This is a genomic window from Pseudomonas sp. S150, assembly GCF_004526365.1.
Lineage (GTDB): Bacteria > Pseudomonadota > Gammaproteobacteria > Pseudomonadales > Pseudomonadaceae > Aquipseudomonas > Aquipseudomonas putida_A.
In genome coordinates this window covers 131,473-157,403 of sequence record NZ_CP038207.1, presented here as the reverse complement: position 1 = coordinate 157,403, position 25,931 = coordinate 131,473, and the positions used below count along the sequence as shown (strand labels likewise).

Sequence of the window (25,931 nt, the reverse complement as noted above, 5' to 3'; positions counted from 1 at the left end):
CTCACCCCCGTAAGCCCTTCCCGAAATTCCCCTCTTTTGCAGCTACTCAAGGCCTTCTCGAACCTTGAGGGCGATGTTCGTCGCGATGCGGGCGAGCGTCCAGTGAACGATGTTTAATATTCCTTTAAGTGCTAGATGTCTAGTTATTTATTCTTTTTCACGATGGCAAATCCCGAGCTACAGTTGAGTTCTCCAACAACTCATCAGGAGCAGCATCATGAGCCTCAGACTCGGCGACATCGCCCCCGACTTCGAACAGGATTCCAGCGCCGGCAAGATTCGTTTCCACGAGTGGCTGGGCGATAGCTGGGGCGTGCTGTTCTCCCACCCGGCCGACTTCACCCCGGTGTGCACCACCGAGCTGGGCTTCACCGCCAAGCTCAAGGATGAGTTCGCCAAGCGCGGCGTCAAAGCCATCGCGCTGTCGGTCGACCCGGTGGACTCGCACCACAGGTGGATCGAAGACATCAACGAAACCCAGAACACCATCGTCAATTTCCCGATCCTGGCCGATGCCGACCGCAAGGTTTCCGACCTTTACGACCTCATCCACCCGAACGCCAACGACACGCTGACCGTGCGTTCGCTGTTCGTGATCGATCCGAACAAGAAGATCCGCCTGACCATCACCTACCCGGCGAGCACCGGGCGCAACTTCCACGAGATCCTGCGGGTGATCGATTCGCTGCAGCTCACCGACAACTACAAGGTGGCGACTCCGGCCAACTGGCAGGACGGTGAGGAGGTGGTGATCGTGCCGTCGCTCAAGGACGAGGAAGAGATCAAGCGGCGCTTCCCCAAAGGCTATCGCGCGGTGAAACCATACCTGCGCCTGACGCCGCAGCCGAACAAGTGAATCAGTGAAATTTGGGCTGTAGCTACCGCCGCCTTCGCGAGCAAGCCCGCTCCCACATTTGGAATGCGTTCCCCTGTGGGAGCGGGCTTGCTCGCGAAGGCGTCGGCCAAGCCGACACAAAATCCAGAACCACAAAGCAGGGGATTTCAGGCCGTTTTCACGGCCTGTTTTTTTGCCCGGAACAAAGCAAATCGCATATCTCTTAAACGCATAACCAAATGAATAAATATGATTTATGGATATATAAATCAGCTGGTAAGGTCACTCCCATCGAAGCGAGATCGCAACCCGCGAATCGCCTGCAACGCTTAAGGAATTGTCTCAATGCTGGTCGTCTCACTCGGTGGCAGTCCCAGCCAGCGCTCCCGCTCAGGAGTGTTGCTTGAGCGCTCGCAACGCTGGTTGCAGGCGCAAGGGGTGGAAGTGGTGAGTTATCAGGTGCGGGACTTCCCGGCCGAAGATCTGCTCCATGCCCGCTTCGATAGCCCGAAGGTGCTCGACCTGCTGGCGCAGATTGAAAACGCTGACGGCCTGCTGATCGCCACGCCGGTGTACAAGGCGTCGTTTTCCGGGGCGCTGAAGACCGTACTCGATCTGCTGCCCGAACGCGCCTTGAACCACAAGATTGTTCTGCCGATGGCCACCGGCGGCAGCATCGCTCACATGCTGGTGGTCGATTACGCGCTCAAGCCTGTGCTGTCGGCATTGAAGGCCCAGGAAATGCTCCAGGGCATTTTCGCCGAGGACAGCCAGATCGCTTACGGCGAAGGCAGCGCCCAAGCGCAACTGGCGCCAGCGCTGGAACAGCGTCTGCATGAAGCGCTGGATCAGTTTGTCAGTGCCATGGCTCGCCGGCCGAAACCGCTGGAGCCGGGCCTGTTGAATGAACGTTTATTGAGTGCTCGCTGGAGCATTTGAGCCTTACCCGAATTTGCTCCACTCACCTTACTCAGCCGCTAACGGCCAAGCAGGTGCAGCCAAAACCCAACAGCAAAAAGGAGAGCGCTATGCGCACTGTATTTTTGCGTCGTGGTCTGGTCGCTCTGTTTGCTGCGGCTGTCACCTTCGGCGCCATCACTCAAGCTCAAGCCGAGACATTGCGGATCGGTTACCAGAAGTACGGCACGCTGGTGCTGCTCAAGGCCAAAGGCACTCTGGAAAAGCGTCTGGCCGCACAAGGCGTGGACGTGCAATGGACTGAATTCCCCGGCGGCCCGCAACTGCTGGAAGGCCTGAACGTTGGCTCGATCGACTTCGGTGTTACCGGCGAAACCCCTCCGGTATTCGCTCAGGCTGCCGGCGCTGATCTGCTCTACGTCGCCTACGAACCGCCAGCGCCGAACAGCGAAGCGATCCTCGTACCGAAAGACTCGCCAATCAAATCGGTAGCGGATCTCAAGGGCAAGAAAGTCGCCCTGAACAAAGGCTCCAACGTGCACTACCTGCTGGTTCGCGCATTGGAAGATGCCGGCCTCAAATACTCCGATATCCAGACCGTGTTCCTGCCGCCGGCCGATGCCCGCGCCGCGTTCGAGCGTGGCAGCGTCGATGCCTGGGTAATCTGGGATCCGTACCAGGCTGCTGCCGAGAACCAGCTGCAAGCGCACACCCTGCGTGACGGCAAAGGCATCGTCGACAACCATCAGTTCTACCTCGCGACCAAACCTTACGCGCAGAAAAATCCCGAGGTGATCAAGACCCTCGTCGAAGAAGTGCGCGCTGTCGGCGAGTGGTCCAAAGCCAACCCTGAAGACGTGACCCAGCAGGTCGCGCCGCTGCTCGGCCTGCCGGCGGACATCACCCTGACCTCGGTGAAACGCCAGGGCTACGGTGCGTTGTTCCTGACCCCGGACGTGGTCGCCGCGCAACAGAAAATCGCCGACACCTTCTACCAGCTCAAGCTGATTCCCAAGCCGTTGAGCATCAAGGATGTGATCTGGACACCACCGGCCGCTGTGGCCCAAAGCTCGGTTACCCAAGCCCAGTAAATCGAATCCCCAAGGAGACCACTCCATGAGCCTCAACATCTTCTGGTTCCTGCCTACCCACGGCGACGGCCATTACCTTGGCACCGCCGAAGGCGCCCGCGCCGTTGACCACGGTTATCTGCAACAGGTCGCGCAAGCGGCGGATCGTCTGGGCTTTGGCGGCGTGCTGATTCCCACCGGCCGCTCCTGCGAAGACTCGTGGCTGGTGGCCGCGTCGCTGATCCCGGTGACTCAGCGTCTGAAGTTCCTTGTCGCCCTGCGCCCCGGGATCATTTCCCCGACGGTCGCGGCGCGGCAGGCAGCGACCCTGGATCGTCTGTCCGGCGGCCGTGCGCTGTTCAACCTGGTGACCGGTGGCGATCCGGAAGAGTTGGCCGGTGATGGTCTGTTTCTCAACCATGAAGAGCGTTATCAGGCCTCGGTGGAGTTCACCCGGATCTGGCGTCGGGTGCTGGAAGGCGAAACCGTCGATTACGACGGCGAACACATCAGCGTGAAGGGCGCCAAGCTGCTTTATCCACCGATCCAGCAACCGCGTCCGCCGCTGTATTTCGGCGGCTCGTCGGAAGCGGCGCAGGATCTGGCTGCCGAACAGGTCGAAATGGTACTGACCTGGGGCGAGCCGCCAGCCGCAGTGGCCGAGAAGATCGAGCAAGTGCGCGCCAAAGCCGCCAAGCTCGGGCGTACCGTGCGCTTCGGCATTCGTTTGCATGTGATCGTGCGGGAAACCAACGCCGAAGCCTGGCAAGCGGCAGACCGGCTGATTTCGCATCTGGACGACGACACCATCAAACGTGCGCAAGCATCGCTGGCGCGCTTCGACTCGGTCGGTCAACAACGCATGGCCGCGCTGCACGGCGGCAGTCGCGACAACCTCGAAGTCAGCCCGAATCTGTGGGCCGGCGTCGGCCTGGTGCGTGGCGGTGCCGGTACCGCGCTGGTCGGCGATGGTCCAACCGTGGCCGCCCGCGTGAAGGAATACGCTGATCTGGGTATCGATACTTTCATCTTCTCCGGTTATCCACACCTCGAAGAGTCGTACCGCGTCGCTGAACTGCTGTTCCCGCACCTCGACATCGAGCGCCCGGAACTGCCGAAAAGCGCCGGTTATGTCAGCCCGTTCGGCGAGATGGTGGCCAACGACATTCTTCCCAAAGCCGCGTCGCAGAGCTGAGGCGCGCCATGAAAAAATTTATCCACAGCCTCGCGCCCTGGGCGTTGCCGGTGCTCCTGCTGGCGGTGTGGCAGTTGTCGGTGTCTGCCGGTTGGTTGTCGACGCGGATCCTGCCGGCACCGGTGGCAGTGATCGAGGCCGGTGTCAGTCTGGTGCGCAGCGGCGAGATCTGGACGCACCTGGCAATCAGCGGCTGGCGCGCGGCACTCGGTTTCACCATCGGCGGCAGCATCGGCCTGGTGCTGGGTTTCATCACCGGCCTGTCGAAATGGGGCGAACGCCTGCTCGACAGCTCGGTGCAGATGATCCGCAACGTGCCGCACCTGGCGCTGATTCCGCTGGTGATCCTGTGGTTCGGCATCGATGAGTCGGCGAAGATTTTTCTGGTCGCATTGGGCACGTTGTTCCCGATTTACCTCAACACCTATCACGGCATCCGCAACGTCGACCCGGCGCTGGTGGAAATGGCGCGCAGTTATGGCCTGTCCGGTTTCAGTTTGTTCTGGCAGGTGATTCTGCCGGGCGCACTGCCTTCGATTCTGGTCGGTGTGCGCTTTGCGCTGGGCTTCATGTGGTTGACGCTGATCGTTGCCGAAACCATCTCCGCCAGCTCCGGCATCGGCTATCTGGCGATGAATGCCCGCGAGTTTTTGCAGACCGACGTGGTGGTGCTGGCGATCCTGCTTTACGCGGTACTCGGCAAGCTTGCTGATCTCGCCGCCCGTGCTCTTGAGCGTGTGTGGTTGCGCTGGCATCCGGCTTATCAGGTTGCCAAGGGAGGTGCGGCATGACCGCTCAACAACCTCCACGCCTGCTGCGCGGGATTCCGCTGGTGGTGCGCAACCTGCAGAAAACCTTTGGTGCGCGGCAAGTGCTGCGCGACATCGACCTGCACATTCCGGCGGGGCAATTCGTCGCCGTGGTCGGACGCAGCGGGTGCGGCAAGAGCACCTTCCTGCGCTTGCTCGCCGGCCTCGACCACCCGACTGGCGGCGACCTGCTGGCCGGCGCCGCGCCGCTGAGCGATGCGCGGGAAGACACCCGGCTGATGTTCCAGGAAGCACGGCTGCTGCCATGGAAAAAGATCATCGACAACGTCGGCCTCGGCCTTAAAGGCAACTGGCGCTCGCAAGCTCTGGAGGCGCTGGAAGCGGTGGGTCTGGCCGATCGCGCCAACGAGTGGCCGGCCGCTTTGTCCGGCGGGCAGAAGCAGCGTGTGGCGCTGGCCCGGGCGCTGATTCACCAGCCGCGCCTGCTGTTGCTCGACGAGCCGCTGGGTGCGCTGGATGCGCTGACCCGCATCGAGATGCAGCAACTGATCGAACGACTCTGGCAGCAGCATGGGTTCACCGTGCTGCTGGTGACCCATGACGTCAGCGAAGCGGTGGCGATTGCCGACCGGGTGATTCTGATCGAGGACGGCGAAGTCGGCCTCGACCTGCAAGTGGAGTTGCCTCGTCCGCGAGTGCGCGGATCGCATCGACTGGCGGCGCTGGAAACCGAAGTGCTCAACCGTGTTCTGTCCCTGCCCGGCGAGCCGCCGGAGCCGGAGCCTGTTTCACCCCTGCCTACGCAATTGCGTTGGGCGCAATAACTCAAGTTACATCCAACGACAGGAATCAAAGCCATGACTATCAAAGCCATCAACGTGCGCAACCAGTTCAAAGGCTCGATCAAGGAGATCGTTCTCGGCGACGTGCTGTCGGAAATCGACGTGCAAACCGCTTCCGGCATCGTCACTTCAGTGATCACCACACGCTCGGTCAAGGAGCTGGAACTGGCGGTGGGCAGCGAAGTGATCGCCTTCGTGAAATCCACCGAGGTGTCGATCGCCAAGTTGTAAGCCAGTGAGTAAAAAACAACCCCGAAAGGCGTGAGCCCTTCGGGGTTTTTCTTTTTGTGCACGGATTTGAATCGGCGGCGCTGCCATCGCGAGCAGGCTCACTCCTACATTTGGAATGCGTTCCCCTGTGGGAGCGGGCTTGCTCGCGAAGGGGCCGGTGAATGCGCTAGAGAACTCTTTTGGGCAGGTAAGGCGGCAGATACAGGCCGATATAGGCATCAAACACCCGCATCCCTTCCTCGGCCATGCGCGGTGTGATCTGCCCGTGCTGCTGCACCGAGCGCGCATACACGCGGTCGCCCAGTTCCATCGCCAGTGCGAACACATCGACATCGCTCGGCAGGCGCGGCAATTCGAAGTGATGGTCGAACAGCTTGTGCATCAGGTCGCCGAGTTCGATGTCGTGCTGGCGGTCGGCCTGGGTCACTTCGGTCAGGCCGTGCTGGGCGAGGATCAACTGGCGGGCCGCCGCGTCTTCGTCGTAGATCTCCAGCATCCGCTCTTCGACCAGCCGCGACAGGTCACGCCAGTCGCGCAGCGCCTCGTGGTCGATCGGCGCTTGCAGGCAGGCGCGAAACGCCGCATGCACGTCGGCGGTCAGCGCTTCGAGCAGTGCCGGGACGCTGGCGAAGAAGTGATACACGGATGACGGCGGAATCTGCGCGCGTTCGGCGACGCTGTAGATCGACAGACTGGCCACTCCCTCGGCGGCCAGCAGCGTACGCGCGGCGTCGAGTATCGAGTCGATGCGCGCCTGGCTGCGGGCACGGGGTTTGCGAACGGGGGCGGGACGCGTCATGGAAGTCTCCTGCGGGGCAGCGGGCATTGTACGAGCCGCGCCGTGTGTTGTCTGCCGACCTGTGGCGAGGGGATTTATCCCCGATGGGTTGCGAAGCGACCCCAAACCCATTCCCCTCGGTGTGTCAGGAGTATCCGGTTCTCAGGGATTACGACTGCTGCGCAGCCGGTCGGGGATAAATCCCCTCACCACAGTGGAAAATGTTCAGGCATAAAAAAACGCTGCGGGCTGAAATGGCCGGCAGCGCTTTTTATTCCTGCAATCCGCTTAAACGGTATGCAGATACCAGTTGTACTCAAGGTCGGAGATGGAGTGTTCGAACTCCTCCAGCTCGCTTTCCTTGCAGGCGACGAAGATATCGATGTATTTCGGATCGATGTACTTGGCCATCACCTCGCTGTCGTCCAGCTCGCGCAGGGCATCGCGCAAGTTGTTCGGCAGGCTTTGTTCGTTCTGCTCGTAGCTATTGCCTTCGACCGGAGCGCCCGGTTCGATCTTGTTCACTAGACCGTGATGCACACCGGCCAGGACCGAAGCCATCAGCAGGTACGGGTTGGCGTCGGCGCCGGCCACGCGGTGTTCGATACGCACGGCATCGGCTGAGCCGGTCGGTACGCGGATCGCCACGGTGCGGTTATCCAGGCCCCAGCACGGCGAGTTCGGTACATAGAACTGCGCGCCGAAGCGACGGTACGAGTTGACGTTCGGGCAGAGGAAAGCCATCTGCGCCGGCAGGGTCTCGAGCACACCGCCGATCGCGTGACGCAGCGCGGCGTTCTGCTCGGGATCCTCGCTTGCAAAGATGTTCTTGCCATCTTTGTCGAGCACCGAGATATGGACGTGCAGACCATTACCCGCCTGGCCCGGATACGGCTTGGCCATGAAGGTGGTGTCCATTTCATGGTCGTAGGCGATGTTCTTGATCAGACGCTTGAGCAGGACCGCGTAGTCGCACGCCTTGATCGGGTCGGCGACGTGGTGCAGGTTCACTTCGAACTGCGCCGGGGCACTTTCCTTGACGATGGCGTCGGCGGGGATGCCTTGCTCTTTGGCACCTTCCAGAATGTCCTGGAGGCAGTCGACGTATTCGTCGAGGTCGTCGATCAGGTAGACCTGAGTCGAGTGCGGGCGTTTGCCGGAGATCGGCGAGCGTGGCGGCTGAGGGCGGCCGTTCACGTTTTCCTGGTCGATCAGGTAGAACTCCAGCTCGAAGGCTGCGCAGATGGTCAAGCCCAGCTCGTCAAACTTTGCAACAACTTGACGGAGCACTTCGCGCGGATCGGCGAAGAACGGATCGCCTTCAAGTTCGTGCATGGTCATCAACAGTTGCGCGGTAGGGCGCTTCTGCCATGGCTCGTTGCACAGGGTATCGGGGATTGGATAGCAGATCCGGTCGGCGTCGCCGATGTCCAGACCCAGGCCGGTGCTTTCCACCGTAGAGCCATTGATATCCAGAGCAAATAGGGAGGCCGGCAGGTTGATGCCTTTCTCGTAAACCTTGTGGAGGCTGGTGCGTTCGATGCGCTTGCCGCGCACCACACCATTCATATCCGCAATCAGAAGGTCAACGTACAGAACCTCAGGATGTTCCTTAAGGAACGCGTTCGCTTCGTTAAGCTGAACGGCACGCGGGGGTACCGACATGATGCAACACCTTTGTTGTTAAAAATATCAATCATTGATCTTTTCTGGTTTCAGTCAACCCGAACGGCCTGCCGAAGTCAAGCGAGGCCTTTTTTGCCCTAAAAAAGCGCTGCAAGGGCATTTATGGGGCACTTTGGGGCAGTTTTCTGTCCTTGGGACGCTTGGCACCCGCGGGCTTGAGCAGGCCGTGTTGTATTTTTTACGGGGGTGTTGTGTAAAAAAATGAACAAGGCTAAGCTCCGACCAAACCCATAACAGCAATAATACCGGGGTGCTTCATGTCTCGCCTGCCGTTAATCGGCATCACCGACTGCTCGCAACAGTCCGGTCTGCATGCTCATCACATCAGTGGCGACAAATCCGTCCGTAATGCAGCCAGCATGGCTCGCGGCGGGTCGACGAGGTTCTCGTGCGCATCAGGCCCAACGGCAACGTCCGATATTCTGGACGCACGGGACAGCATCCTGTTTATGGCGTCTCCTTCCAATATAGATCCCTTTGAGTCCCAAAGCCTGTGCCGCTCCCAAAGCCGTGCTCATGATTCTGCACGCCTTGAATGTGCACAGGAAATGCAACGCCAGCGTAAAGGGCAGGTAAGCTCCTCTTTCATTGTCTATGCGCGGTGCCAGGCGTAAGCCGGTACTGCGCGCAAGCAAGCCCCCTTTAACGCGACGCCACGGCGTCAAACTTTGCCTGACACGATGTCAGGAGACTCAGCCCAGAGGCATTTATGAGTAACAACCTCGACCAGCTCACCGATTGGTTGAAAGACCACAAGATCACAGAAGTCGAATGCATGATCGGAGACTTGACCGGTATTACCCGGGGCAAGATCTCGCCGACCAACAAGTTCATCGCCGAAAAGGGCATGCGCCTGCCAGAAAGCGTTCTGTTGCAGACCGTGACCGGCGACTACGTCGAAGACGACATCTATTACGAACTGCTCGACCCGGCCGACATCGACATGATCTGCCGTCCCGACCAGAACGCCGTGTACTTGGTGCCATGGGCCATCGAGCCGACCGCCCAGGTGATCCACGACACCTACGACAAGCAAGGCAACCCGATCGAGCTGTCGCCGCGCAACGTCCTCAAGAAAGTCCTGAAGCTTTATTCCGACAAGGGCTGGCAGCCGATCGTGGCGCCGGAGATGGAGTTCTACCTGACCAAGCGCAGTGACGACCCCGACTATCCGCTGCAGCCGCCAATCGGCCGCTCGGGCCGTCCGGAAATCGGTCGTCAGTCGTTCTCGATCGAAGCGGCGAACGAATTCGACCCGCTGTTCGAAGACGTCTACGACTGGTGCGAACTGCAGGAGCTGGACCTCGACACGCTGATCCACGAAGACGGCACGGCGCAGATGGAAATCAACTTCCGTCACGGCGATGCACTGTCGCTGGCCGATCAGATTCTGGTGTTCAAGCGCACCATGCGCGAAGCCGCGCTCAAGCATGACGTGGCCGCAACCTTCATGGCCAAGCCGATGACCGGTGAGCCGGGCAGTGCCATGCACCTGCACCAGAGCATCATCGACATCGAGACCGGCAAGAACGTGTTCTCCAATGAAGACGGGACCATGAGCCAGCTGTTCCTGCACCACATCGGTGGTCTGCAGAAACTGATCCCGGAATTGCTCCCGCTGTTCGCACCGAACGTCAACTCGTTCCGCCGCTTCCTGCCGGACACTTCGGCGCCGGTGAACGTGGAGTGGGGCGAAGAAAACCGCACCGTGGGCCTGCGCGTCCCGGATGCCGGCCCGCAGAACCGTCGTGTGGAAAACCGCCTGCCGGGCGCTGACGCCAACCCTTACCTGGCGATTGCCGCGAGTCTGCTCTGCGGCTACATCGGCATGGTCGAGGGCCTCAACCCGAGCGCGCCGGTCGTGGGCCGTGGTTACGAGCGCCGCAACCTGCGCCTGCCGCTGACCATCGAGGACGCGCTGGAGCGTATGGAAAACAGCGCAACCATCGAGAAATACCTGGGCAAGACCTTCATCACCGGCTACGTCGCGGTCAAGCGGGCCGAGCATGAAAACTTCAAGCGCGTGATCAGTTCCTGGGAGCGTGAGTACCTGCTCTTCGCCGTCTGATACGCCGGGCGCGGTGGCCAGCCGCCGCGCCTTCACCGATAACAAGGAGAATTGGCATGACCAGCAACAACCCGCAAACCCGTGAGTGGCAAGCCCTGAGCAGCGATCACCACCTGGCCCCGTTCAGCGATTTCAAGCAGCTGAAAGAGAAGGGTCCACGGATCATCACCAACGCCAAGGGCGTGTACCTGTGGGACAGCGAGGGCAACAAGATCCTCGATGGCATGGCGGGTCTGTGGTGCGTGGCGATCGGTTATGGCCGCGATGAGCTGGCCGACGCAGCTGCCAAGCAGATGCGCGAACTGCCTTACTACAACCTGTTCTTCCAGACTGCGCACCCGCCGGCACTGGAACTGGCCAAGGCCATCGCCGACGTGGCGCCGCAAGGCATGAACCACGTGTTCTTCACCGGTTCCGGCTCCGAAGGCAACGACACCATGCTGCGCATGGTTCGCCATTACTGGGCGATCAAGGGCCAGCCGAACAAGAAAGTCATCATCAGCCGCAAGAACGGTTACCACGGTTCCACCGTGGCCGGCGCGAGCCTGGGTGGCATGACCTATATGCACGAGCAGGGCGATTTGCCGATCCCGGGCATCGTCCACATCGCGCAGCCGTACTGGTTCGCCGAGGGCGGCGACATGTCGCCGGAAGAGTTCGGCATCTGGGCGGCCAATCAGCTGGAAGAGAAGATTCTCGAAGTCGGCGTGGACAACGTCGGTGCGTTCATTGCCGAGCCGATTCAGGGCGCCGGCGGCGTGATCATTCCGCCAGAGACTTACTGGCCGCGCATCAAGGAAATCCTCGCCAAGTACGACATTCTGTTCGTCGCCGACGAAGTGATCTGCGGTTTCGGCCGTACCGGCGAGTGGTTCGGTTCGGATTTCTACGACCTGAAGCCGGACATGATGACCATCGCCAAAGGCCTGACCTCCGGCTACATCCCGATGGGTGGCCTGATCGTTCGTGATGAAGTGGTGAAGGTGCTCAACGAGGGCGGCGATTTCAACCACGGCTTCACCTACTCCGGGCACCCGGTGGCGGCGGCGGTGGGGCTGGAAAACATCCGGATTCTGCGCGACGAGAAAATTATCGAGAACGCGCATAGCGAAACGGCACCGTATTTGCAGAAACGTCTGCGTGAACTCAACGACCACCCGTTGGTGGGCGAAGTGCGCGGCGTTGGTCTGCTGGGGGCGATCGAGCTGGTGCAGGACAAGGCCACTCGCAAGCGTTACGAAGGTCGGGGCGTGGGCATGATCTGCCGGCAGTTCTGCTTCGATAACGGCCTGATCATGCGCGCCGTGGGCGACACCATGATCATTGCGCCGCCGCTGGTGATCAGCAAGGCGGAGATCGATGAGCTGGTGACCAAGGCACGTAAATGCCTGGACCTGACCCTCAGTGCGTTGCAGGCCTAAGTGCTAGGCTTCGAGCGGGGGAGCTGCGGCGCTCTCGCTCGAAGGTGTCAGAAAGGTTGGCCTTTTCTTGAAAGACCGCCTCCGATCTTGCCAGACTAGCCGCGGTTCCAGTTGTCCGGGTTCGGCCGCTGAACAAAGTGGTTCAAAAAAGAAAAATTTGGAGCATGACGCATGAAGGCATTAGGTAAAAAGCTTGCTGGCAAGACTCTTCTCGCGCTGTCCGTCGCGGGCATGATGGCGGGTGCGGTTCACGCGGACGACAAGGTACTGCACGTTTACAACTGGTCCGACTACATCGCTCCGGACACCATTGCCAACTTCGAGAAAGAGTCCGGGATCAAAGTCGTCTACGACGTGTTCGACAGCAACGAAACCCTGGAAGCCAAACTGCTGGCGGGCAAATCCGGTTACGACGTCGTTGTGCCGTCGAACAACTTCCTGGCCAAGCAGATCAAGGCGGGCGTTTATCAGGAGCTGGACAAGTCCAAGCTGTCCAACTACGGCAACCTGAACAAATCGCTGCTCAAGGCGGTTTCGGTCAGCGACCCGGACAACAAGCACGCCTTCCCGTACATGTGGGGCTCGATCGGCATCGGCTACAACCCGGAGAAGGTCAAGGCTGCACTGGGCGTCGACACCATCGATTCCTGGGACACTCTGCTCAAGCCGGAGAACATCGCCAAGCTCAAGGGCTGCGGTGTGAGCTTCCTCGACTCGCCGACCGAAATGCTCCCGGTCGCGCTGCACTACCTGGGCCTGCCAACCGACAGCCAGAAGAAAGAAGACATCAAGAAAGCCGAGGAACTGTTCCTCAAGATTCGTCCTTCGATCACCTACTTCCACTCCTCCAAGTACATCTCGGACCTGGCCAACGGCAACATCTGCGTAGCGGTCGGCTACTCGGGTGACGTGCAGCAGGCCAAATCCCGTGCCGCCGAGGCCGGTGACAAGGTCAAAGTCAGCTATGCCATTCCGAAGGAAGGTGCCGGCAGCTTCTATGACATGGTCGCGATTCCGAAAGATGCGGAAAACATCGACGGCGCCTACAAGTTCATGAACTACCTGCTGCAACCGAAAGTGATGGCCGAGATCACCAACGCTGTGCGCTTCCCTAACGGTAACGCCGAAGCGACCCAGTACGTGAACAAGGACATCACCTCCGATCCAGGCATCTACCCGCCAGCCGACGTGCAGGCCAAGCTGTATGCGATCGCCGATTTGCCGGCCGCTACCCAGCGTGAACTGACCCGCAGTTGGACCAAGATCAAATCCGGTAAATAAGCCGGTTTGAAGCAACAACCACTGGCCGTCGTCGCCGCGACGGCGGCCAGCGGATCAATTAAATGACAGGAAGTTTTGCAGGAACGGTTTTTCGAGGGTAAGTTGCGCGCCGGTTTGGTTGCCGGGCAGCCATGGCTGTCATGTAACGCGGGGCAACTTGGGCCCAACTAATTTAGAGGACCTCCACTTGCCTATTTTTTCTTCTTTGCGCAAAGCCCTGCTGGCCACTGCCGGCCTGACGATCGCTGTCGGAGCCCAGGCCGCCGGTACGGTGCATATTTATAACTGGTCGGATTACATCGGCGAGACCACCCTGGCCGACTTCGAGAAAGCCACCGGGATCAAACCGGTGTACGACGTGTTCGATTCCAACGAGACCCTGGAAGGCAAGCTGCTGGCCGGGCGTACCGGTTACGACGTGGTCGTGCCGTCGAACCATTTCCTCGGCAAGCAGATCAAGGCGGGCGCGTTCCAGAAGCTCGACAAGTCGCAGTTGCCGAACTACTCGAATCTCGATCCGGTGCTGCTCAAGCGCCTGGAACAGAACGACCCGGGCAACCAGTACGCCGTGCCGTACCTGTGGGGCACCAACGGCATCGGCTACAACGTCGAGAAAGTCAAAGCGGTGCTCGGCATCGACAAGATCGACTCCTGGAGCGTGCTGTTCGAGCCGGAGAACATCAAGAAGCTGCACAGCTGTGGCGTCGCGTTCCTCGACTCGGCCGATGAAATGATGCCGACCGTGCTCAACTACATGGGGCTGAACGCCAACAGCACCAATCCGAAGGACTACGCCAAGGCCACCGACAAACTGCTGGCCGTGCGTCCCTACGTGACCTATTTCCACTCGTCGAAATACATCGGTGATCTGGCCAACGGCGACATCTGCGTGGCCATCGGTTTCTCCGGCGATATCTTCCAGGCCAAACACCGTGCCGAAGAAGCCAAGAAGGGCGTGAACATCGCCTACTCGATTCCGAAAGAGGGCGGCGCATTGTGGTTCGACATGCTGGCGATTCCGAAGGATTCGTCCAACGTCAAAGAGGCCCACGCCTTCATCAACTATTTGCTGAAACCTGAGGTGATCGCCCAGGTCAGTGATTACGTCGGTTACGCCAACCCTAACCCCGGGTCGGACAAGCTGATGGAACAGTCCATCCGCACCGATGAAGCGGTTTATCCACCGCAAGCAGTCCTCGACAAGACTTACGTGTCGGTCGAGTTGCCACCCAATATTCAGCGTTTGATGACCCGTAGCTGGACCAAGGTCAAGTCGGGCAAGTAAGGCACAAACTATCCTGGGTTCGTCCGCGTTGGGCGAACTGCACTGTTTTTATCTGGGAGTTTCGTAAATGGCAGTTGCCTCCGGCGCCTATAAGAAAGCCCTCGAGGGCGACCAGACACCTAAGCAGGTGTTGGTCAAAATCGACCGGGTCACGAAGAAGTTCGACGAGACGATTGCCGTGGACGATGTGTCCCTGGAAATCAAGAAAGGCGAGATCTTCGCCCTGCTCGGCGGCTCGGGATCGGGCAAATCCACGCTGCTGCGGATGCTGGCAGGGTTCGAACGGCCCACGGAGGGGCGCATTTTCCTCGACGGCGTCGACATCACCGACATGCCGCCGTACGAGCGACCGATCAACATGATGTTCCAGTCGTATGCCTTGTTCCCGCACATGACTGTGGCGCAGAACATCGCCTTCGGCCTCAAGCAGGACAAGATCCCCAACGCCGAGATCGATGCGCGCGTGGCCGAAATGCTCAAGCTGGTGCAGATGAGCCAGTACGCCAAGCGCAAGCCGCATCAACTGTCCGGCGGTCAGCGCCAGCGGGTGGCACTGGCGCGCTCGCTGGCCAAGCGGCCGAAGCTGCTGCTGCTCGACGAGCCGATGGGCGCACTGGACAAGAAACTGCGTTCGCAGATGCAGCTGGAGCTGGTGGAAATCATCGAGCGCGTGGGCGTGACCTGCGTGATGGTGACCCACGACCAGGAAGAAGCCATGACCATGGCCGAGCGCATCGCGATCATGCACCTGGGCTGGATCGCCCAGATCGGCAGCCCGATCGACATCTACGAAACCCCGACCAGCCGTCTGGTCTGTGAATTCATCGGCAACGTGAACATCTTCGAAGGCGAAGTGATCGACGACGCCGAAGGCCACGCGACCATCACCTGCAAGGACCTCGACCGGCAGATATACGTCGGCCACGGCATCAGCACCTCGGTGCAAGACAAGTCCGTGACCTACGCGATTCGTCCGGAGAAGCTGCTGGTCACCGCTGAAATGCCGACCTGCGAATACAACTGGTCGAGCGGCAAGGTGCATGACATCGCCTACCTCGGCGGCCACTCGGTGTTCTACGTCGAATTGCCGAGCGGCAAGCTGGTGCAGTCGTTTGTCGCCAACGCCGAACGTCGCGGCCAGCGTCCGACCTGGGGCGATCAGGTTTACGTGTGGTGGGAAGACGACAGCGGCGTGGTACTTCGCTCATGAACATGCGCAAGTTCAAACGACGGCTCAACCGAATAATTCCCAATGGCCGGCAACTGGTTATCGGGGTTCCGTTCATCTGGCTGTTCCTGTTCTTCATGCTGCCGTTCTTCATCGTCCTGAAGATCAGCTTCGCTGAAGCCGACGTGGCCATCCCGCCGTATACCGAGATCTACACCTTCGCCGAGCAGAAGCTGCAACTGCTGCTGAACCTGGGCAACTACGCGATGCTGGGCGACGACGAGTTGTACATCGCCGCCTACCTCGGCTCGCTGAAGATGGCGTTCTTCAGCACGCTGCTGTGCCTGCTGATCGGCTACCCGATGGCCTACGCCATCGCGAGTGCGCGCAAAGAGCTGCAGACGGTGCTGGTGCTGCTGATCATGATGCCGACCTGGACTGCGATCCTGATCCGCGTTTACGCGTGGATGGGCATCCTCAGCAACAACGGCCTGCTCAACGGTTTCCTGATGAGCATGGGCTTTATCGACGAGCCGCTGCAGATCCTCAACACCAACCTGGCGGTCTATATCGGCGTGGTTTATTCGTACCTTCCGTTCATGATCCTGCCGCTGTACGCCAACCTGGTGAAGCACGATCAGAGCCTGCTGGAAGCCGCTTCCGACCTCGGTTCGAGCACCTTCAACAGCTTCTGGAAAATCACCATTCCACTGTCCAAGAACGGGATCATTGCCGGCTGCATGCTGGTGTTCATCCCGGTGGTCGGCGAGTTCGTGATCCCGGAACTGCTTGGCGGCCCGGAAACCCTGATGATCGGTAAAGTGCTTTGGCAAGAGTTCTTCAACAACCGTGACTGGCCGGTGGCGTCCGCCCTGGCGGTGGTGATGCTGGCGATCCTGATTGTGCCGATCATCCTGTTCAACCGCAGTCAGGCCAAGGAAATGGAGGGCAAAGAATGAAACGCATCCGTTTCTCCAGCCTGATGCTGGTACTGGGTCTGCTGTTCATCTACCTGCCGATGCTGATCCTGGTGATCTACTCGTTCAACGCCTCGAAACTGGTGACGGTGTGGGGCGGCTGGTCGATCAAGTGGTACGTCGGCCTGCTCGACAACACCCAACTGATGGGCTCGGTGGTGCGCTCCCTGGAAATCGCCTGCTATACCGCCGTTGCCGCGGTGGCGCTGGGTACGCTGGCCGCCTTCGTGCTGACCCGCATCACCCACTTCAAGGGCCGTACGCTGTTCGGTGGCCTGGTCACCGCGCCGCTGGTGATGCCGGAAGTGATCACCGGTCTGTCGCTGTTGCTGCTGTTCGTGGCCATGGCGCAGATGATCGGCTGGCCGCAGGAACGTGGCATCGTCACCATCTGGATCGCCCACACCACGTTCTGTGCAGCGTATGTGGCGGTGGTGGTGTCGGCGCGTCTGCGTGAGCTGGACCTGTCGATCGAAGAAGCGGCGATGGATCTGGGGGCGCGGCCGTGGAAGGTGTTCTTCCTGATCACCATCCCGATGATCGCGCCGTCCTTGGCAGCGGGCGGCATGATGTCGTTCGCCCTGTCGCTGGACGATCTGGTGCTGGCAAGCTTCGTTTCCGGCCCGGGTTCGACCACGCTGCCGATGGAAGTGTTTTCCGCGGTGCGTCTGGGCGTGAAGCCTGAGATCAACGCCGTGGCCAGCCTGATTCTGCTGGCGGTGTCGATCGTGACGTTCATGGTGTGGTTCTTCAGCCGCCGCGCCGAAGAAGCGCGCAAGAAAGCCATCCAGCAAGCCATCGAAGAAGGCGCCGCCGATTCGTGGAAGCAACCGGACGTGCGCCGCGCGCCTGCGCCGGAAGCGGCTTAAGCCATATCGGGTTGGCCACTTTCTCAAGGCCAACCCAAATCCAAATGTGGGAGCGGGCTTTTGTGGCGAGGGGATTTATCCCCGATGGGTTGCGAAGGGGCCCCCTCTCTTGATTCAAAAAGAAAGGGACTGCTACGCAGTCCATCGGGGATAAATCCCCTCACCACAGGGCACACCCCCACAGTTGGTATTAGGCAGTCCAGGGAGATTGGCGGATGACCTCAACAAAATTCATCGGCTTGAACCCCGGCTCCTGATCCACCAGCACATCGGTCTTCACATTGCCGAACGTGGTCTGCGGACGATGGCGCAAGCCGTCGGCAAACGCGCAGATGATGCATTCCTTGAAACCTTCCCCGCGTGGATGCGCATGCACCACCGCCTCGCGCTGGGTGCTGCTGAACGCCGCGTAATCCATGCCCAACACGTCCATCTCGACACCTGCCGTCACCAGCGCCACGGTCGGCCGCAGATGTTTGGGCACGCCCGGCGTGGTGTGCAGGGCAATCGACAGCCAGACTTGCTCGATGTCGTCATTGCTCAGTCCGTACGGTTTGAGAAACGCCGCGGCCGCGTTGGCGCCATCCACTTCGAAGCGCTCGTCGGCACTGCGATAGCCCTCGACCAGACCGAGGTCGTGGAACATCGCGCCGACGTACAGCAGCTCCGGGTTGTAGGCCAGTTGCTGGCGCTCGCCGCTCAATGCGCCGAACAGAAACACCCGGCGCGAGTGGTGGTAGAGCAGGTCGGATTCGATGTCGCGAATGTACTCGGTGGTGGCCCGGGCGAGGGCGCTGTCGGGGATCTTGATGCCGGCAATGGTCGTGCTCATGAAGGTATCCTCATCGAAAACGCCGTCGTGGCGCTGATGGGCAAAGTCTGTTCCCCGAGGCACTAAACGGACAATCAACGCATGGCTGCGATCCTTGCCAATCGACCTGCAAATCGTGCCAACCTCGCTTGTTGAACCTGGATTGGCTAGGGTTGGCTCAATCAACAAGGCAGGCACGGCCCATGTGGGAGCGGGCTTGCTCGCGAAAGCGGTGTGTCATTCAACAGATAAGTTGAATGTAAGGGCCCTTTCGCGAGCAAGCCCGCTCCCACAGGGATTTGTGTTTGCCACAGGCATTGAGGACATTGGAGGCTTATGAACAAAACCATCGCCATCGTGGTATTTCCCGGCGTGCAGGCGCTGGATGTCAGCGGGCCGATGGATGTGTTCGCCGAGGCCAACCGGTTTCTGCCGCCCGAGGATCACTATCAACTGGAGGTGATCGGCCTCGAACGCGGGCCGATGGCCTGCTCCAACGGGTTGAACCTCAGTGCTCACCGGCACTTCAGCGAAGCGCTCGACGCTTGGGACCTGCTGCTCGTCGCCGGCGGCCCGCAGTTGCCGTTCATGGATTTCGGTAAAAGCTTCGACACCTGGCTGCGCGAGGCCTGCACCCGTGCGCGGCGCTTTGGCTCGAGCTGCAACGGCGCGTTCATGCTGGGGCGGGCGGGGTTGCTCGAAGGGCGCACCGTGACCACCCACTGGAACGATGCCGAAGCCTTGGCTCAGTTGTGTCCATCGACCCAAGTCGAGGCCGACCGCCTGTATGTCGAGGACGGTGCGCTCTATACCTCAGCCGGGGTCACCGCCGGGATCGATCTGTCGTTGTACCTGTTGGCCCGCGATCACGGCGCTGAAGTGGCGCTGAGTGTGGCCAAGCGACTGGTGGTGTTCACCCAGCGCTCCGGCGGGCAATCGCAGTTCAGCCCGTTCCTCACACCGCATGCGGAGTCGACGTCAGCGGTGGCGATGGTGCAGTTGTATGTGCTGGCCAACCTCACCGGCGATCTGACGATTGCCGATCTGGCGAACGCGGCGAACATGAGTGCGCGCAATTTCTCCCGGGTGTTCGCCCGTGAGGCTCGGGTCACCCCGGCAGAGTTCGTCGAAAGTGCGCGAGTGGATGCGGCGCGGGGGCTGCTGGAAAGCACCACGGCACCGCTGAAGACCGTGGCCTATCAGTGCGGGTTTCGCGATGCGCAGCACATGCGCAGTGTGTTCAACCGTCGATTGGGGGTGACACCGCAGCAGTTTCGGCTGAATTTTGCGTTGATGCTCTGAGAGATGTGTTGAGTTGGCGGGCCCCATCGCGAGCAGGCTCACTCCTACAATTGGAATGCGTTCCCCTGTAGGAGTGAGCCTGCTCGCGATAGGGCCCGTCCGGCTAACCGAGAACTATTGGGCAGCCCGCGCCGGCAACAGCTTCAAGGTACTACGGGTATTGGCCGTCACCTCTTCCTCGCTGAAATGCGCCTGCACATACATCCCCTCGACGTACTCTTCGGCCTGATCGTCATAGTGGCTGTCGGATGGCACACCGCTCTGGCCGACCGGGTTGATGGTCAGGCTGTGCGCCGGGTCGGCGAAGTCCACCAGGCGCCGCGTCGAAGGTCCATAGGTCACCGGCCACGGCGCCGGGCCGAGCTTGGCCGAGAGATTGTTCGGAACTTCGTGACTGCCCGGCGCAGCGAACGGCCCGACATTGACGATCCGGTCCAGCGGCTTCTGCTGACCCAACGGATGACCGTGGGTCAGGGTGTGCGCCGTGCCCCATTGCCAGTCGGACGGGTTGTCGCCGAGGGTCTGTTTCAGGTGCGCCATGCTCGCCTGCCACGCCGCTTTGACGACGTCGGCGCGAGTCTCCTTGTTCGGCGTGTTGCGGTTGTCCCACCACGGCGAGTCCGCATTCGCCGCCAGGCGCGGCAGGGCGGCATCGATCACCCGGGTCGAGAGCAGCGTTTCGAAGAAGTCGTTGCCCAGCTCATCGCGCATCGCCGCATCGGCGAGGTCGTAGAGAAACTGGTTGAACAGCGTGGCGCTGACCGAATCCAGCGGATAGTCGCCCGGCCACTGCGCCAATTGCTCGACCAGTTTCAGTTGCGCTGGATCACTCACCACTTCACGCAACACCGGCAGCAACGGCGCCAGGGTGCGCGGGCCGTAGGCGGTGGTGGTGCCCAGTTGCAGCTTCTGGTTGGCCTCGTTGCTCCACTTCAGATTCTTGTCGCTGAGCTGGCGGTTGAGCTGCTGGCCGCGATCGGCGAGGTTGTAGTAACCGGGAATCTCCATGCCGGTGGGCGACAGCGGCTGGAAGTTGGCCGAGACGATGTAGCCGCGTGCCGGGTTCTCTTCCTGCGGGTTGGCGCTGAACGGGTAGTAGCCGTCCTTGTCCGCCTGATTGCCGCTGCCGTCGAGAATGAACTCCGGGCGCACGCCCGCCGGACGTTTGGGCAACAGCGCCGAGGCCCACCAGGCGATGTCACCCTTGGCGTTGGCGTAGACGATGTTCAGCCCCGGCGCCTGCACCTTGGCCGCCGCCGCACGGGCCTTGGTCAGGGTGTCGGCGCGGTTGAGCTGGTAGAAACCTTCGAGGATCGGGTTTGGTGTTTCGAGGAACGCCCACCACATGGCGATCGGCGTTTTACCGGCGGCAGTGCCGAGGGCGTCGTTGACGATCGGGCCGTGGGGCGACTGACGCAAGGTCAGCATCACCGGCGCCTGGCCCTTCACCGCGATCTGCTGCTCGGTGCTGACCAGATCGGTCCACTGGCCGTGGTACCAGACCTGATTCGGGTTGTCCGGGTTGACCTTCTCGGCGATCAGATCCAGATCGTCATTCTGGAACATGGTCAGGCTCCAGCCGAAATCCAGGTTGTGCCCCAGGAATGCGAACGGCACCAGCGCCTGATGATGGCCGTAGAGCTCAAAGCCCGGTGCCGACAGTTGCGCCTCGTACCACACCGACGGCACCGAGAAGCGAATATGCGGATCACCGGCCAGTAGCGGTTTGCCGCTCTGGCTACGGCTGCCGGCGATCACCAAGGCATTGCTGCCTTCGAATTGCGGCAGGCCGTTTTCAATGAGCGCCTGCTCGCTGAGGCGGGCGAGGGCATTGAGGTCTTTCCAGTCGCCGGCGGCGAGGGCCGGGGTCTTATTGGCGTGATCTTTGGCGAGCACGCCTTTGGGCTGCCAGTCGAGGTCGAAGACGTTGAGGTAATCGGCGCCGAGTTGATCGCGCACGTAGGTCAGCAGCGGTTCGGTACGAAACGCGGCGGCGAAGCTGTAGGCCATATAACCGGCGACGCTGATGCTGTCCTCCGCCGTGAACGGCCGCTTGGGAATGCCCAGCACGTCGAACTCCACCGGCGCGACGTGGCTGTCCTGATATTGGTTGATGCCGTCCAGATAGGCTTGCAGGGCCTTCCACGCCGGGGACTGCTTATCGAGACTGGCGACATAGCTGGCAGCGCGTTCACGGATGCGCAGGCTGCGAAACAGTTTGTCGGTGTCGAGCAGCTTCGGCCCGAGCACTTCGGCCAGCTCGCCGCGCGCGAGGCGGCGCATGGCTTCCATCTGGAACAACCGGTCTTGAGCGTGCACGTAGCCGAGGGCGCGATACAGATCGGTTTCGTTCTCGGCACGAATATGCGGCACCCCGCGTTCGTCGTAACGCACGGTCACCGAACCCTGCAGATTGCGCAGCTTCACCTGGCCCTGACGCGTCGGTTGCTTGCTATAGACGTACCCGCCGACACCGGCGAGCAGGACAACGATGAGCAAGGCAAGAACGGTGAAAACGCGTTTCATGGTGACTCCTTGTGCATGCGGGATTGCCGCCCGTCGGGCTGCAAACAATTAGCACAGACCTTCCGTGCCGTGCATCGCTGTCCTCGAAAAGTCCGGAATGCCTTACTGCGCCACCACCGGCCACGGGCAATAACACCCGACCGCCAGGGTGTGCGTGGCGTTGACCGGGCGGTCTTGCGTGAGGGCATTGAGGATCGGTTCGATAAAACTGTTGCTGGAATTGCAGGTCAGCCCTTCGCTGTACGGGCCGAAGTACGCCAGTTTGCCGCTGCGGTCCCAGATCGCCACGGCGGGGCTGGCCGGGATCTGCTCGGAGCCGGGCAGCACCGCGATGGTTTTCAGGTTGCTCAGGGTGGTGGGCAACTGACCGTGGGAGCCGGCGCGCTGCACGGCGAAGAATTCCACACCGCGCGTGCCGTACTGCTCGACCATCTCGGTCAAGTGCTGTTGATTGCCGACGTTGCATGGGCAGGCCGGGTCCCAGAAATGCACGAGACGGATTTTGCCGGGGCCGGCCAGTTCATCCGGCAGGCGCAACGGATCCCCGGAAAACACCGCGGTGTGCTGACTGAACGCACGCAGATAGCGCCCCTGAAACCAGTCGTACGCCGCCCACAGCACCCCGGCACACACAAGCGCGAGCAGGCTGGCAAACAGTGCGGTGCGGTAGGGCGAGCGCATGGTTTTTCGATCCTCGAAGGGGGGCTAGCTTGCCATGCTTGCCGCAACAGATGAATATCGCAGGCCGATAAAGTCTGTTTACCGCTTTGGAATACCCGCATGCCTGACACTTTCGATGCCGATCATTTACGCGCCAGCCTCAAGCCTTTGGCCCAGTGGCAGCCGTTGTCGGACGAGGCCAAGGCGTATCAGCGGTTCTATCAGACCGACTTTCCCGAGCGCGATGTCTGGCGCGGCATGGGCCGGTTCGAGGTGGACGGTTATGAGCTGGTCAGCCATTGCTGGTGGCCGGAGAAGGTCAAGGGCACGCTGTTTCTGCTGCACGGTTTTTACGATCACACCGGGCTGTATCGGCATGTGATCGAGTGGGCGCTGGATCAGGATTTTGCCGTCATCGCCTGCGACTTGCCGGGCCATGGTTTGTCGAGTGGACCGCGGGCGAGCATCCGCGACTTCTCCGAATATCAGGACACGTTGCAGGCGTTGTTCGCTGAAGCCAGTTCGATTGCCCTGCCGCAACCCTGGCATCTGTGCGGACAAAGCACTGGCGGCGCGATCGTCGTCGATCATGTGCTCAACCATGGCGAGAACAGTCCGGCGCAGGGCCAGTTGATTCTGCTGGCGCCGCTGGTGCGTCCGCGCGCCTGGGGCTGGTCGCAGCTCAGTTATTACCTGCTGAGGCCTTTCGTGCGGGGCATCGCCCGGCGCTTCAGCGAGAACTCCAACGACCCGGATTTCCTGCCGTTTCTGCAGACCGATCCGTTGCAGCCCAAACGCTTGCCGACGGCGTGGGTCGGTGCGCTGTCGCGCTGGATCATCCGTGTGGAACACGCGAAAAAAAGTCCGCGACGGCCGCTGATCATTCAGGGGCAGGCGGACATGACCGTGGACTGGCAGCACAACTTGCAGGTGCTGAAGTGGAAGTTCGACCGGCCGCAGATTCTGCTGCTGCCGGAGGCGCGGCATCATCTGGCGAATGAGACGCTGGAAATGCGCGAGGAGTATTTCGAGTTTCTGAACAAGCGGATCAGGGGCAGAAATTTATAGTGTTTGTAAGGGCCTCTTCGCGAGCAAGCCCGCTCCCACATGAAACCGCGATCACCTGTGGGAGCGGGCTTGCTCGCGAAGGCGGCCGGTCAGGCAATAAAGATTACTGGCCAAGGTTCGAGGAGCTTTGCCCCACCGCCAACCCCGCCCGAATCGCCGCCAGCGCCGCCTGGTAATACGCCTTGCCCTCGCTGGACTCGGCGAAGGTCGCGAACTGCTCCAGTTCGTCATCCGACAGATCGCGATAAACGTAGAGCAGCGTGTTGTTCAAATCGGCGCCGATCTGCTCCATCAGGCGCTGGCGCTGGCCGTTCAACATGCCTTGCGCCTGACCGCCGCCGAGCAAGCCGGGGATCATCGAGCTCAAACTGTCCGCCGCCACCCCGGCAATCGCCAGGCTGACTTCCGCGCCGGCCTCGCGGGCGGGCAGGGCCTGGGCCAGATGGCCGATGATCAGCAGGCGGCTGTCGCTGGCCTGCATCTTCGGCAGGCCCTTGGCGTTCTTCGCCAGTTGATCGCGACGGGTGGCGAGCAATTCAGCGGCGACGATTTTCTTGCCCAGCGGCGATTGAAAGAAGGTCAGTGCCGGTTGTGGATCGGCAAGGTGCTGGCGCAGTTGCGCTTCGGCACGCTGATCCATGGCCTGGGGAGCGAAGCGCTGGTTGCTGTTGTTGACCAGGGCTTGAAACACCGCCGGCGGCAGGTTGTTCTGGTAGCGCTGCTGCGCGGCACTCAGGGCATCATTGAAATGCGCACGTTGATCTGGCCAGCCGGCGATCTTGTACAGCTGATCGTGGCCGTCCGCCCAGGCGGGCAAAACGCAGAACATCAACAGTGAAAAAAGCAAACGGCGCATAGGGACTCCTGTCAGCAGCGGACTATTCTCCGTGCGGTGCCGGGACTTGTCGAGAATTCGTAGCAAGCCGCTGCGTGGCTCTGTCGGATTTCCTGCCGCCGGCATACTATGCGCGCCATGCAAATATCCTCTGAACACCCGCTGCTGTTACGCATCGTCGACGACCTGGCCGAACACGGCTGGTCGCAGCAGAACATTTTCCTGCCCGCAGGTTTGACCCGCGAGCTGGCGGCCGAGTGCCGCAAACGTGAGGCCGAGGGTGAACTGGCGCCGGCAGCGGTAGGCCGTGGGCCGTTTTCAGAGATTCGCGAGGGTATTCGTGGCGACCACATCCAGTGGATCGACCCGGGCCAGGCCGAGGCCAGCGACCGTTATCTGAACCTGATGGAAAGCCTGCGCGAGGCGCTCAATCGCGGGCTGTTCCTCGGGCTCGAGGATTTCGAGTGCCACTTCGCCCTGTATCCGCCGGGCGCGTTTTACCGCAAGCACGTCGACCGTTTTCGCGACGATGACCGGCGCATGGTTTCGGCGGTGGTCTATCTCAATGACGCGTGGCTGCCGGAAGACGGCGGTCAGTTGCGCATGTATCTGGACGAAGACCGGGTCCACGACGTGCAACCCACCGGCGGCTGTCTGGTGGTGTTCCTCTCCGGTGAGGTGCCCCATGAAGTGCTGCCGGCGCACCGCGAACGCCTGTCGTTGACGGGCTGGTTCCGCCGTCGTGGCAACGAGCCGTTCTGATATGCAGAAGATTCTGGTCAGCCGCTGCCTGTTGGGCCACCGCGTGCGTTACGACGGCGGGGCCAGCGGGCCGTTCGATCTGCTCAAACAGTGGATCGCCGAGGGCCGCGTGGTACCGCTGTGTCCAGAAGTGGCTGGCGGTTTGCCGACCCCGCGGGCAGCGGCGGAGATCCCGGGCGGGCAGGGCGCGGAAGTGCTCGATGGCCAGGCGGCGGTGATCACCAGCGAGGGCGAGGACGTCAGCGCGCAGTTTCTCGATGGTGCGCGGCAAGCGCTGGCGCTGGTGCAAAAGCATGACATCCGCGTGGCGGTGCTCAAGGCCAACAGTCCTTCTTGCGGGAATTTGCTGACCTATGACGGGACGTTCAGTGGGGTGAAGGTCTCGGGAGAAGGCGTTACGGCGGCGCTGCTTAAACGCCATGGGGTTGAAGTCTTCAGTGAACTCGAACTGCCACAAGCCGCACTGGCCCTGGCTGCTTTGGACTGATCCGCAATTGTTGCCCTCACCCCAGCCCTCTCCCAAGGGGAGAGGGGGCCGACCGAGGTGTCTGGCGCTGTCCATCGACCTGAAAG

Annotated in this window: 24 protein-coding genes; 18 read left to right on the top strand and 6 right to left on the bottom strand. The window is 61.0% G+C overall.

Going from position 1 to position 25,931, the window contains the following annotated elements; genetic code table 11:
* Positions 1-217 precede the first annotated feature (217 nt).
* From E3Z29_RS00785 to E3Z29_RS00755, 7 genes are all read left to right on the top strand, one after another.
* Positions 218-856 carry a peroxiredoxin gene (locus E3Z29_RS00785; protein ID WP_103368206.1) on the top strand — a complete coding sequence of 213 codons (639 nt, stop codon included), beginning with the start codon at positions 218-220 and terminating at the stop codon, positions 854-856.
* Between the two features lie 324 nt (positions 857-1,180).
* On the top strand, positions 1,181-1,774 hold the full coding sequence (gene ssuE / locus E3Z29_RS00780) for an NADPH-dependent FMN reductase (RefSeq protein WP_096797603.1): 594 nt from the start codon (positions 1,181-1,183) through the stop codon (positions 1,772-1,774).
* Between the two features lie 89 nt (positions 1,775-1,863).
* Complete coding sequence (locus tag E3Z29_RS00775) at positions 1,864-2,844, top strand: sulfonate ABC transporter substrate-binding protein (protein ID WP_134784912.1); 981 nt, start codon at positions 1,864-1,866, stop codon at positions 2,842-2,844.
* Positions 2,845-2,869: 25 nt separating this feature from the next.
* Positions 2,870-4,018: an FMNH2-dependent alkanesulfonate monooxygenase gene (ssuD, locus tag E3Z29_RS00770; RefSeq protein ID WP_003229262.1), complete on the top strand. Its 1,149-nt coding sequence runs from the start codon at positions 2,870-2,872 to the stop codon at positions 4,016-4,018.
* Positions 4,019-4,026: 8 nt separating this feature from the next.
* Complete coding sequence (gene ssuC / locus E3Z29_RS00765; protein ID WP_098966154.1) at positions 4,027-4,809, top strand: aliphatic sulfonate ABC transporter permease SsuC; 783 nt, start codon at positions 4,027-4,029, stop codon at positions 4,807-4,809.
* Complete coding sequence (gene ssuB / locus E3Z29_RS00760; RefSeq protein ID WP_134784911.1) at positions 4,806-5,612, top strand: aliphatic sulfonates ABC transporter ATP-binding protein; 807 nt, start codon at positions 4,806-4,808, stop codon at positions 5,610-5,612. Before ssuC ends, ssuB begins: the two co-directional genes overlap by 4 nt.
* A gap of 33 nt (positions 5,613-5,645) precedes the next feature.
* Complete coding sequence (locus E3Z29_RS00755) at positions 5,646-5,861, top strand: molybdopterin-binding protein (RefSeq protein WP_007967989.1); 216 nt, start codon at positions 5,646-5,648, stop codon at positions 5,859-5,861.
* 166 nt (positions 5,862-6,027) lie between these two features.
* Here the strand turns inward: E3Z29_RS00755 and E3Z29_RS00750 are convergent, their stop codons facing one another.
* Together E3Z29_RS00750 and E3Z29_RS00745 are read right to left on the bottom strand one after the other, a co-directional pair.
* On the bottom strand, positions 6,028-6,660 hold the full coding sequence (locus tag E3Z29_RS00750; protein WP_098966151.1) for a TetR/AcrR family transcriptional regulator: 633 nt from the start codon (positions 6,658-6,660) through the stop codon (positions 6,028-6,030).
* Between the two features lie 267 nt (positions 6,661-6,927).
* Positions 6,928-8,304, bottom strand: coding sequence for a glutamine synthetase family protein (locus E3Z29_RS00745; RefSeq protein ID WP_003229254.1), 1,377 nt, complete (start codon positions 8,302-8,304; stop codon positions 6,928-6,930).
* Positions 8,305-9,034: 730 nt separating this feature from the next.
* Here E3Z29_RS00745 and E3Z29_RS00740 point away from each other — a divergent pair.
* From E3Z29_RS00740 to E3Z29_RS00710, 7 genes are all read left to right on the top strand, one after another.
* Positions 9,035-10,393, top strand: coding sequence for a glutamine synthetase family protein (locus E3Z29_RS00740; protein WP_003229252.1), 1,359 nt, complete (start codon positions 9,035-9,037; stop codon positions 10,391-10,393).
* Positions 10,394-10,449: 56 nt separating this feature from the next.
* On the top strand, positions 10,450-11,814 hold the full coding sequence (locus tag E3Z29_RS00735; RefSeq protein ID WP_134784910.1) for an aspartate aminotransferase family protein: 1,365 nt from the start codon (positions 10,450-10,452) through the stop codon (positions 11,812-11,814).
* Between the two features lie 171 nt (positions 11,815-11,985).
* Complete coding sequence (locus E3Z29_RS00730; protein ID WP_098966147.1) at positions 11,986-13,095, top strand: polyamine ABC transporter substrate-binding protein; 1,110 nt, start codon at positions 11,986-11,988, stop codon at positions 13,093-13,095.
* A gap of 187 nt (positions 13,096-13,282) precedes the next feature.
* Complete coding sequence (locus tag E3Z29_RS00725) at positions 13,283-14,380, top strand: polyamine ABC transporter substrate-binding protein (protein WP_098966145.1); 1,098 nt, start codon at positions 13,283-13,285, stop codon at positions 14,378-14,380.
* A gap of 67 nt (positions 14,381-14,447) precedes the next feature.
* Positions 14,448-15,590, top strand: a complete 1,143-nt coding sequence (locus E3Z29_RS00720) for an ABC transporter ATP-binding protein (protein ID WP_003229245.1) — start codon at positions 14,448-14,450, stop codon at positions 15,588-15,590.
* Positions 15,591-15,625: 35 nt separating this feature from the next.
* Positions 15,626-16,507 carry an ABC transporter permease subunit gene (locus tag E3Z29_RS00715; protein WP_171061891.1) on the top strand — a complete coding sequence of 294 codons (882 nt, stop codon included), beginning with the start codon at positions 15,626-15,628 and terminating at the stop codon, positions 16,505-16,507.
* Positions 16,504-17,394 (top strand): ABC transporter permease subunit, encoded by an 891-nt coding sequence (locus tag E3Z29_RS00710; RefSeq protein ID WP_027610518.1) that lies wholly within the window; start codon positions 16,504-16,506, stop codon positions 17,392-17,394. The genes E3Z29_RS00715 and E3Z29_RS00710 overlap by 4 nt, the downstream gene beginning before the upstream one ends.
* A 190-nt stretch (positions 17,395-17,584) precedes the next feature.
* On the opposite strand, the gene E3Z29_RS00705 is transcribed toward E3Z29_RS00710, so the two are convergent.
* Entirely contained in the window at positions 17,585-18,226 is a 642-nt protein-coding gene (locus E3Z29_RS00705; RefSeq protein ID WP_134784909.1) for an HD domain-containing protein, read from the bottom strand.
* 315 nt (positions 18,227-18,541) lie between these two features.
* Between E3Z29_RS00705 and E3Z29_RS00700 the strand changes: the two genes are divergently transcribed.
* Positions 18,542-19,507: a GlxA family transcriptional regulator gene (locus E3Z29_RS00700; RefSeq protein ID WP_134784908.1), complete on the top strand. Its 966-nt coding sequence runs from the start codon at positions 18,542-18,544 to the stop codon at positions 19,505-19,507.
* A gap of 114 nt (positions 19,508-19,621) precedes the next feature.
* On the opposite strand, the gene E3Z29_RS00695 is transcribed toward E3Z29_RS00700, so the two are convergent.
* Positions 19,622-22,033, bottom strand: a complete 2,412-nt coding sequence (locus tag E3Z29_RS00695) for a penicillin acylase family protein (protein ID WP_134784907.1) — start codon at positions 22,031-22,033, stop codon at positions 19,622-19,624.
* Between the two features lie 102 nt (positions 22,034-22,135).
* Positions 22,136-22,714: a DUF6436 domain-containing protein gene (locus E3Z29_RS00690; RefSeq protein WP_003229233.1), complete on the bottom strand. Its 579-nt coding sequence runs from the start codon at positions 22,712-22,714 to the stop codon at positions 22,136-22,138.
* 99 nt (positions 22,715-22,813) lie between these two features.
* Between E3Z29_RS00690 and E3Z29_RS00685 the strand changes: the two genes are divergently transcribed.
* The gene (locus E3Z29_RS00685; protein WP_134784906.1) at positions 22,814-23,761 is read left to right on the top strand and encodes an alpha/beta hydrolase; all 948 of its coding nucleotides are present in this window, start codon (positions 22,814-22,816) and stop codon (positions 23,759-23,761) included.
* A 103-nt stretch (positions 23,762-23,864) separates the two neighbouring features.
* On the opposite strand, the gene E3Z29_RS00680 is transcribed toward E3Z29_RS00685, so the two are convergent.
* The gene (locus E3Z29_RS00680) at positions 23,865-24,617 is read right to left on the bottom strand and encodes a DUF2059 domain-containing protein (RefSeq protein WP_097088904.1); all 753 of its coding nucleotides are present in this window, start codon (positions 24,615-24,617) and stop codon (positions 23,865-23,867) included.
* Positions 24,618-24,725: 108 nt separating this feature from the next.
* Between E3Z29_RS00680 and E3Z29_RS00675 the strand changes: the two genes are divergently transcribed.
* Together E3Z29_RS00675 and E3Z29_RS00670 are read left to right on the top strand one after the other, a co-directional pair.
* On the top strand, positions 24,726-25,358 hold the full coding sequence (locus tag E3Z29_RS00675; RefSeq protein ID WP_103369653.1) for a 2OG-Fe(II) oxygenase: 633 nt from the start codon (positions 24,726-24,728) through the stop codon (positions 25,356-25,358).
* Between the two features lies 1 nt (position 25,359).
* Complete coding sequence (locus E3Z29_RS00670) at positions 25,360-25,845, top strand: DUF523 domain-containing protein (RefSeq protein WP_134784905.1); 486 nt, start codon at positions 25,360-25,362, stop codon at positions 25,843-25,845.
* Positions 25,846-25,931: the final 86 nt, after the last annotated feature.

Coding starts and splice junctions, on each gene's coding strand:
- ssuB (WP_134784911.1), top strand. CDS start 4,806: ATGACCGCTCAACAACCTCCACGCCTGCTGCGCGGGATTCCGCTGGTG.
- E3Z29_RS00700 (WP_134784908.1), top strand. CDS start 18,542: ATGAACAAAACCATCGCCATCGTGGTATTTCCCGGCGTGCAGGCGCTG.
- E3Z29_RS00690 (WP_003229233.1), bottom strand. CDS start 22,714: ATGCGCTCGCCCTACCGCACCGCACTGTTTGCCAGCCTGCTCGCGCTT.
- E3Z29_RS00775 (WP_134784912.1), top strand. CDS start 1,864: ATGCGCACTGTATTTTTGCGTCGTGGTCTGGTCGCTCTGTTTGCTGCG.
- E3Z29_RS00755 (WP_007967989.1), top strand. CDS start 5,646: ATGACTATCAAAGCCATCAACGTGCGCAACCAGTTCAAAGGCTCGATC.
- E3Z29_RS00675 (WP_103369653.1), top strand. CDS start 24,726: ATGCGCGCCATGCAAATATCCTCTGAACACCCGCTGCTGTTACGCATC.
- E3Z29_RS00745 (WP_003229254.1), bottom strand. CDS start 8,304: ATGTCGGTACCCCCGCGTGCCGTTCAGCTTAACGAAGCGAACGCGTTC.
- E3Z29_RS00750 (WP_098966151.1), bottom strand. CDS start 6,660: ATGACGCGTCCCGCCCCCGTTCGCAAACCCCGTGCCCGCAGCCAGGCG.
- E3Z29_RS00680 (WP_097088904.1), bottom strand. CDS start 24,617: ATGCGCCGTTTGCTTTTTTCACTGTTGATGTTCTGCGTTTTGCCCGCC.
- ssuD (WP_003229262.1), top strand. CDS start 2,870: ATGAGCCTCAACATCTTCTGGTTCCTGCCTACCCACGGCGACGGCCAT.
- E3Z29_RS00720 (WP_003229245.1), top strand. CDS start 14,448: ATGGCAGTTGCCTCCGGCGCCTATAAGAAAGCCCTCGAGGGCGACCAG.
- E3Z29_RS00710 (WP_027610518.1), top strand. CDS start 16,504: ATGAAACGCATCCGTTTCTCCAGCCTGATGCTGGTACTGGGTCTGCTG.
- E3Z29_RS00730 (WP_098966147.1), top strand. CDS start 11,986: ATGAAGGCATTAGGTAAAAAGCTTGCTGGCAAGACTCTTCTCGCGCTG.
- E3Z29_RS00735 (WP_134784910.1), top strand. CDS start 10,450: ATGACCAGCAACAACCCGCAAACCCGTGAGTGGCAAGCCCTGAGCAGC.
- ssuE (WP_096797603.1), top strand. CDS start 1,181: ATGCTGGTCGTCTCACTCGGTGGCAGTCCCAGCCAGCGCTCCCGCTCA.
- E3Z29_RS00705 (WP_134784909.1), bottom strand. CDS start 18,226: ATGAGCACGACCATTGCCGGCATCAAGATCCCCGACAGCGCCCTCGCC.
- E3Z29_RS00785 (WP_103368206.1), top strand. CDS start 218: ATGAGCCTCAGACTCGGCGACATCGCCCCCGACTTCGAACAGGATTCC.
- ssuC (WP_098966154.1), top strand. CDS start 4,027: ATGAAAAAATTTATCCACAGCCTCGCGCCCTGGGCGTTGCCGGTGCTC.
- E3Z29_RS00695 (WP_134784907.1), bottom strand. CDS start 22,033: ATGAAACGCGTTTTCACCGTTCTTGCCTTGCTCATCGTTGTCCTGCTC.
- E3Z29_RS00685 (WP_134784906.1), top strand. CDS start 22,814: ATGCCTGACACTTTCGATGCCGATCATTTACGCGCCAGCCTCAAGCCT.
- E3Z29_RS00670 (WP_134784905.1), top strand. CDS start 25,360: ATGCAGAAGATTCTGGTCAGCCGCTGCCTGTTGGGCCACCGCGTGCGT.
- E3Z29_RS00740 (WP_003229252.1), top strand. CDS start 9,035: ATGAGTAACAACCTCGACCAGCTCACCGATTGGTTGAAAGACCACAAG.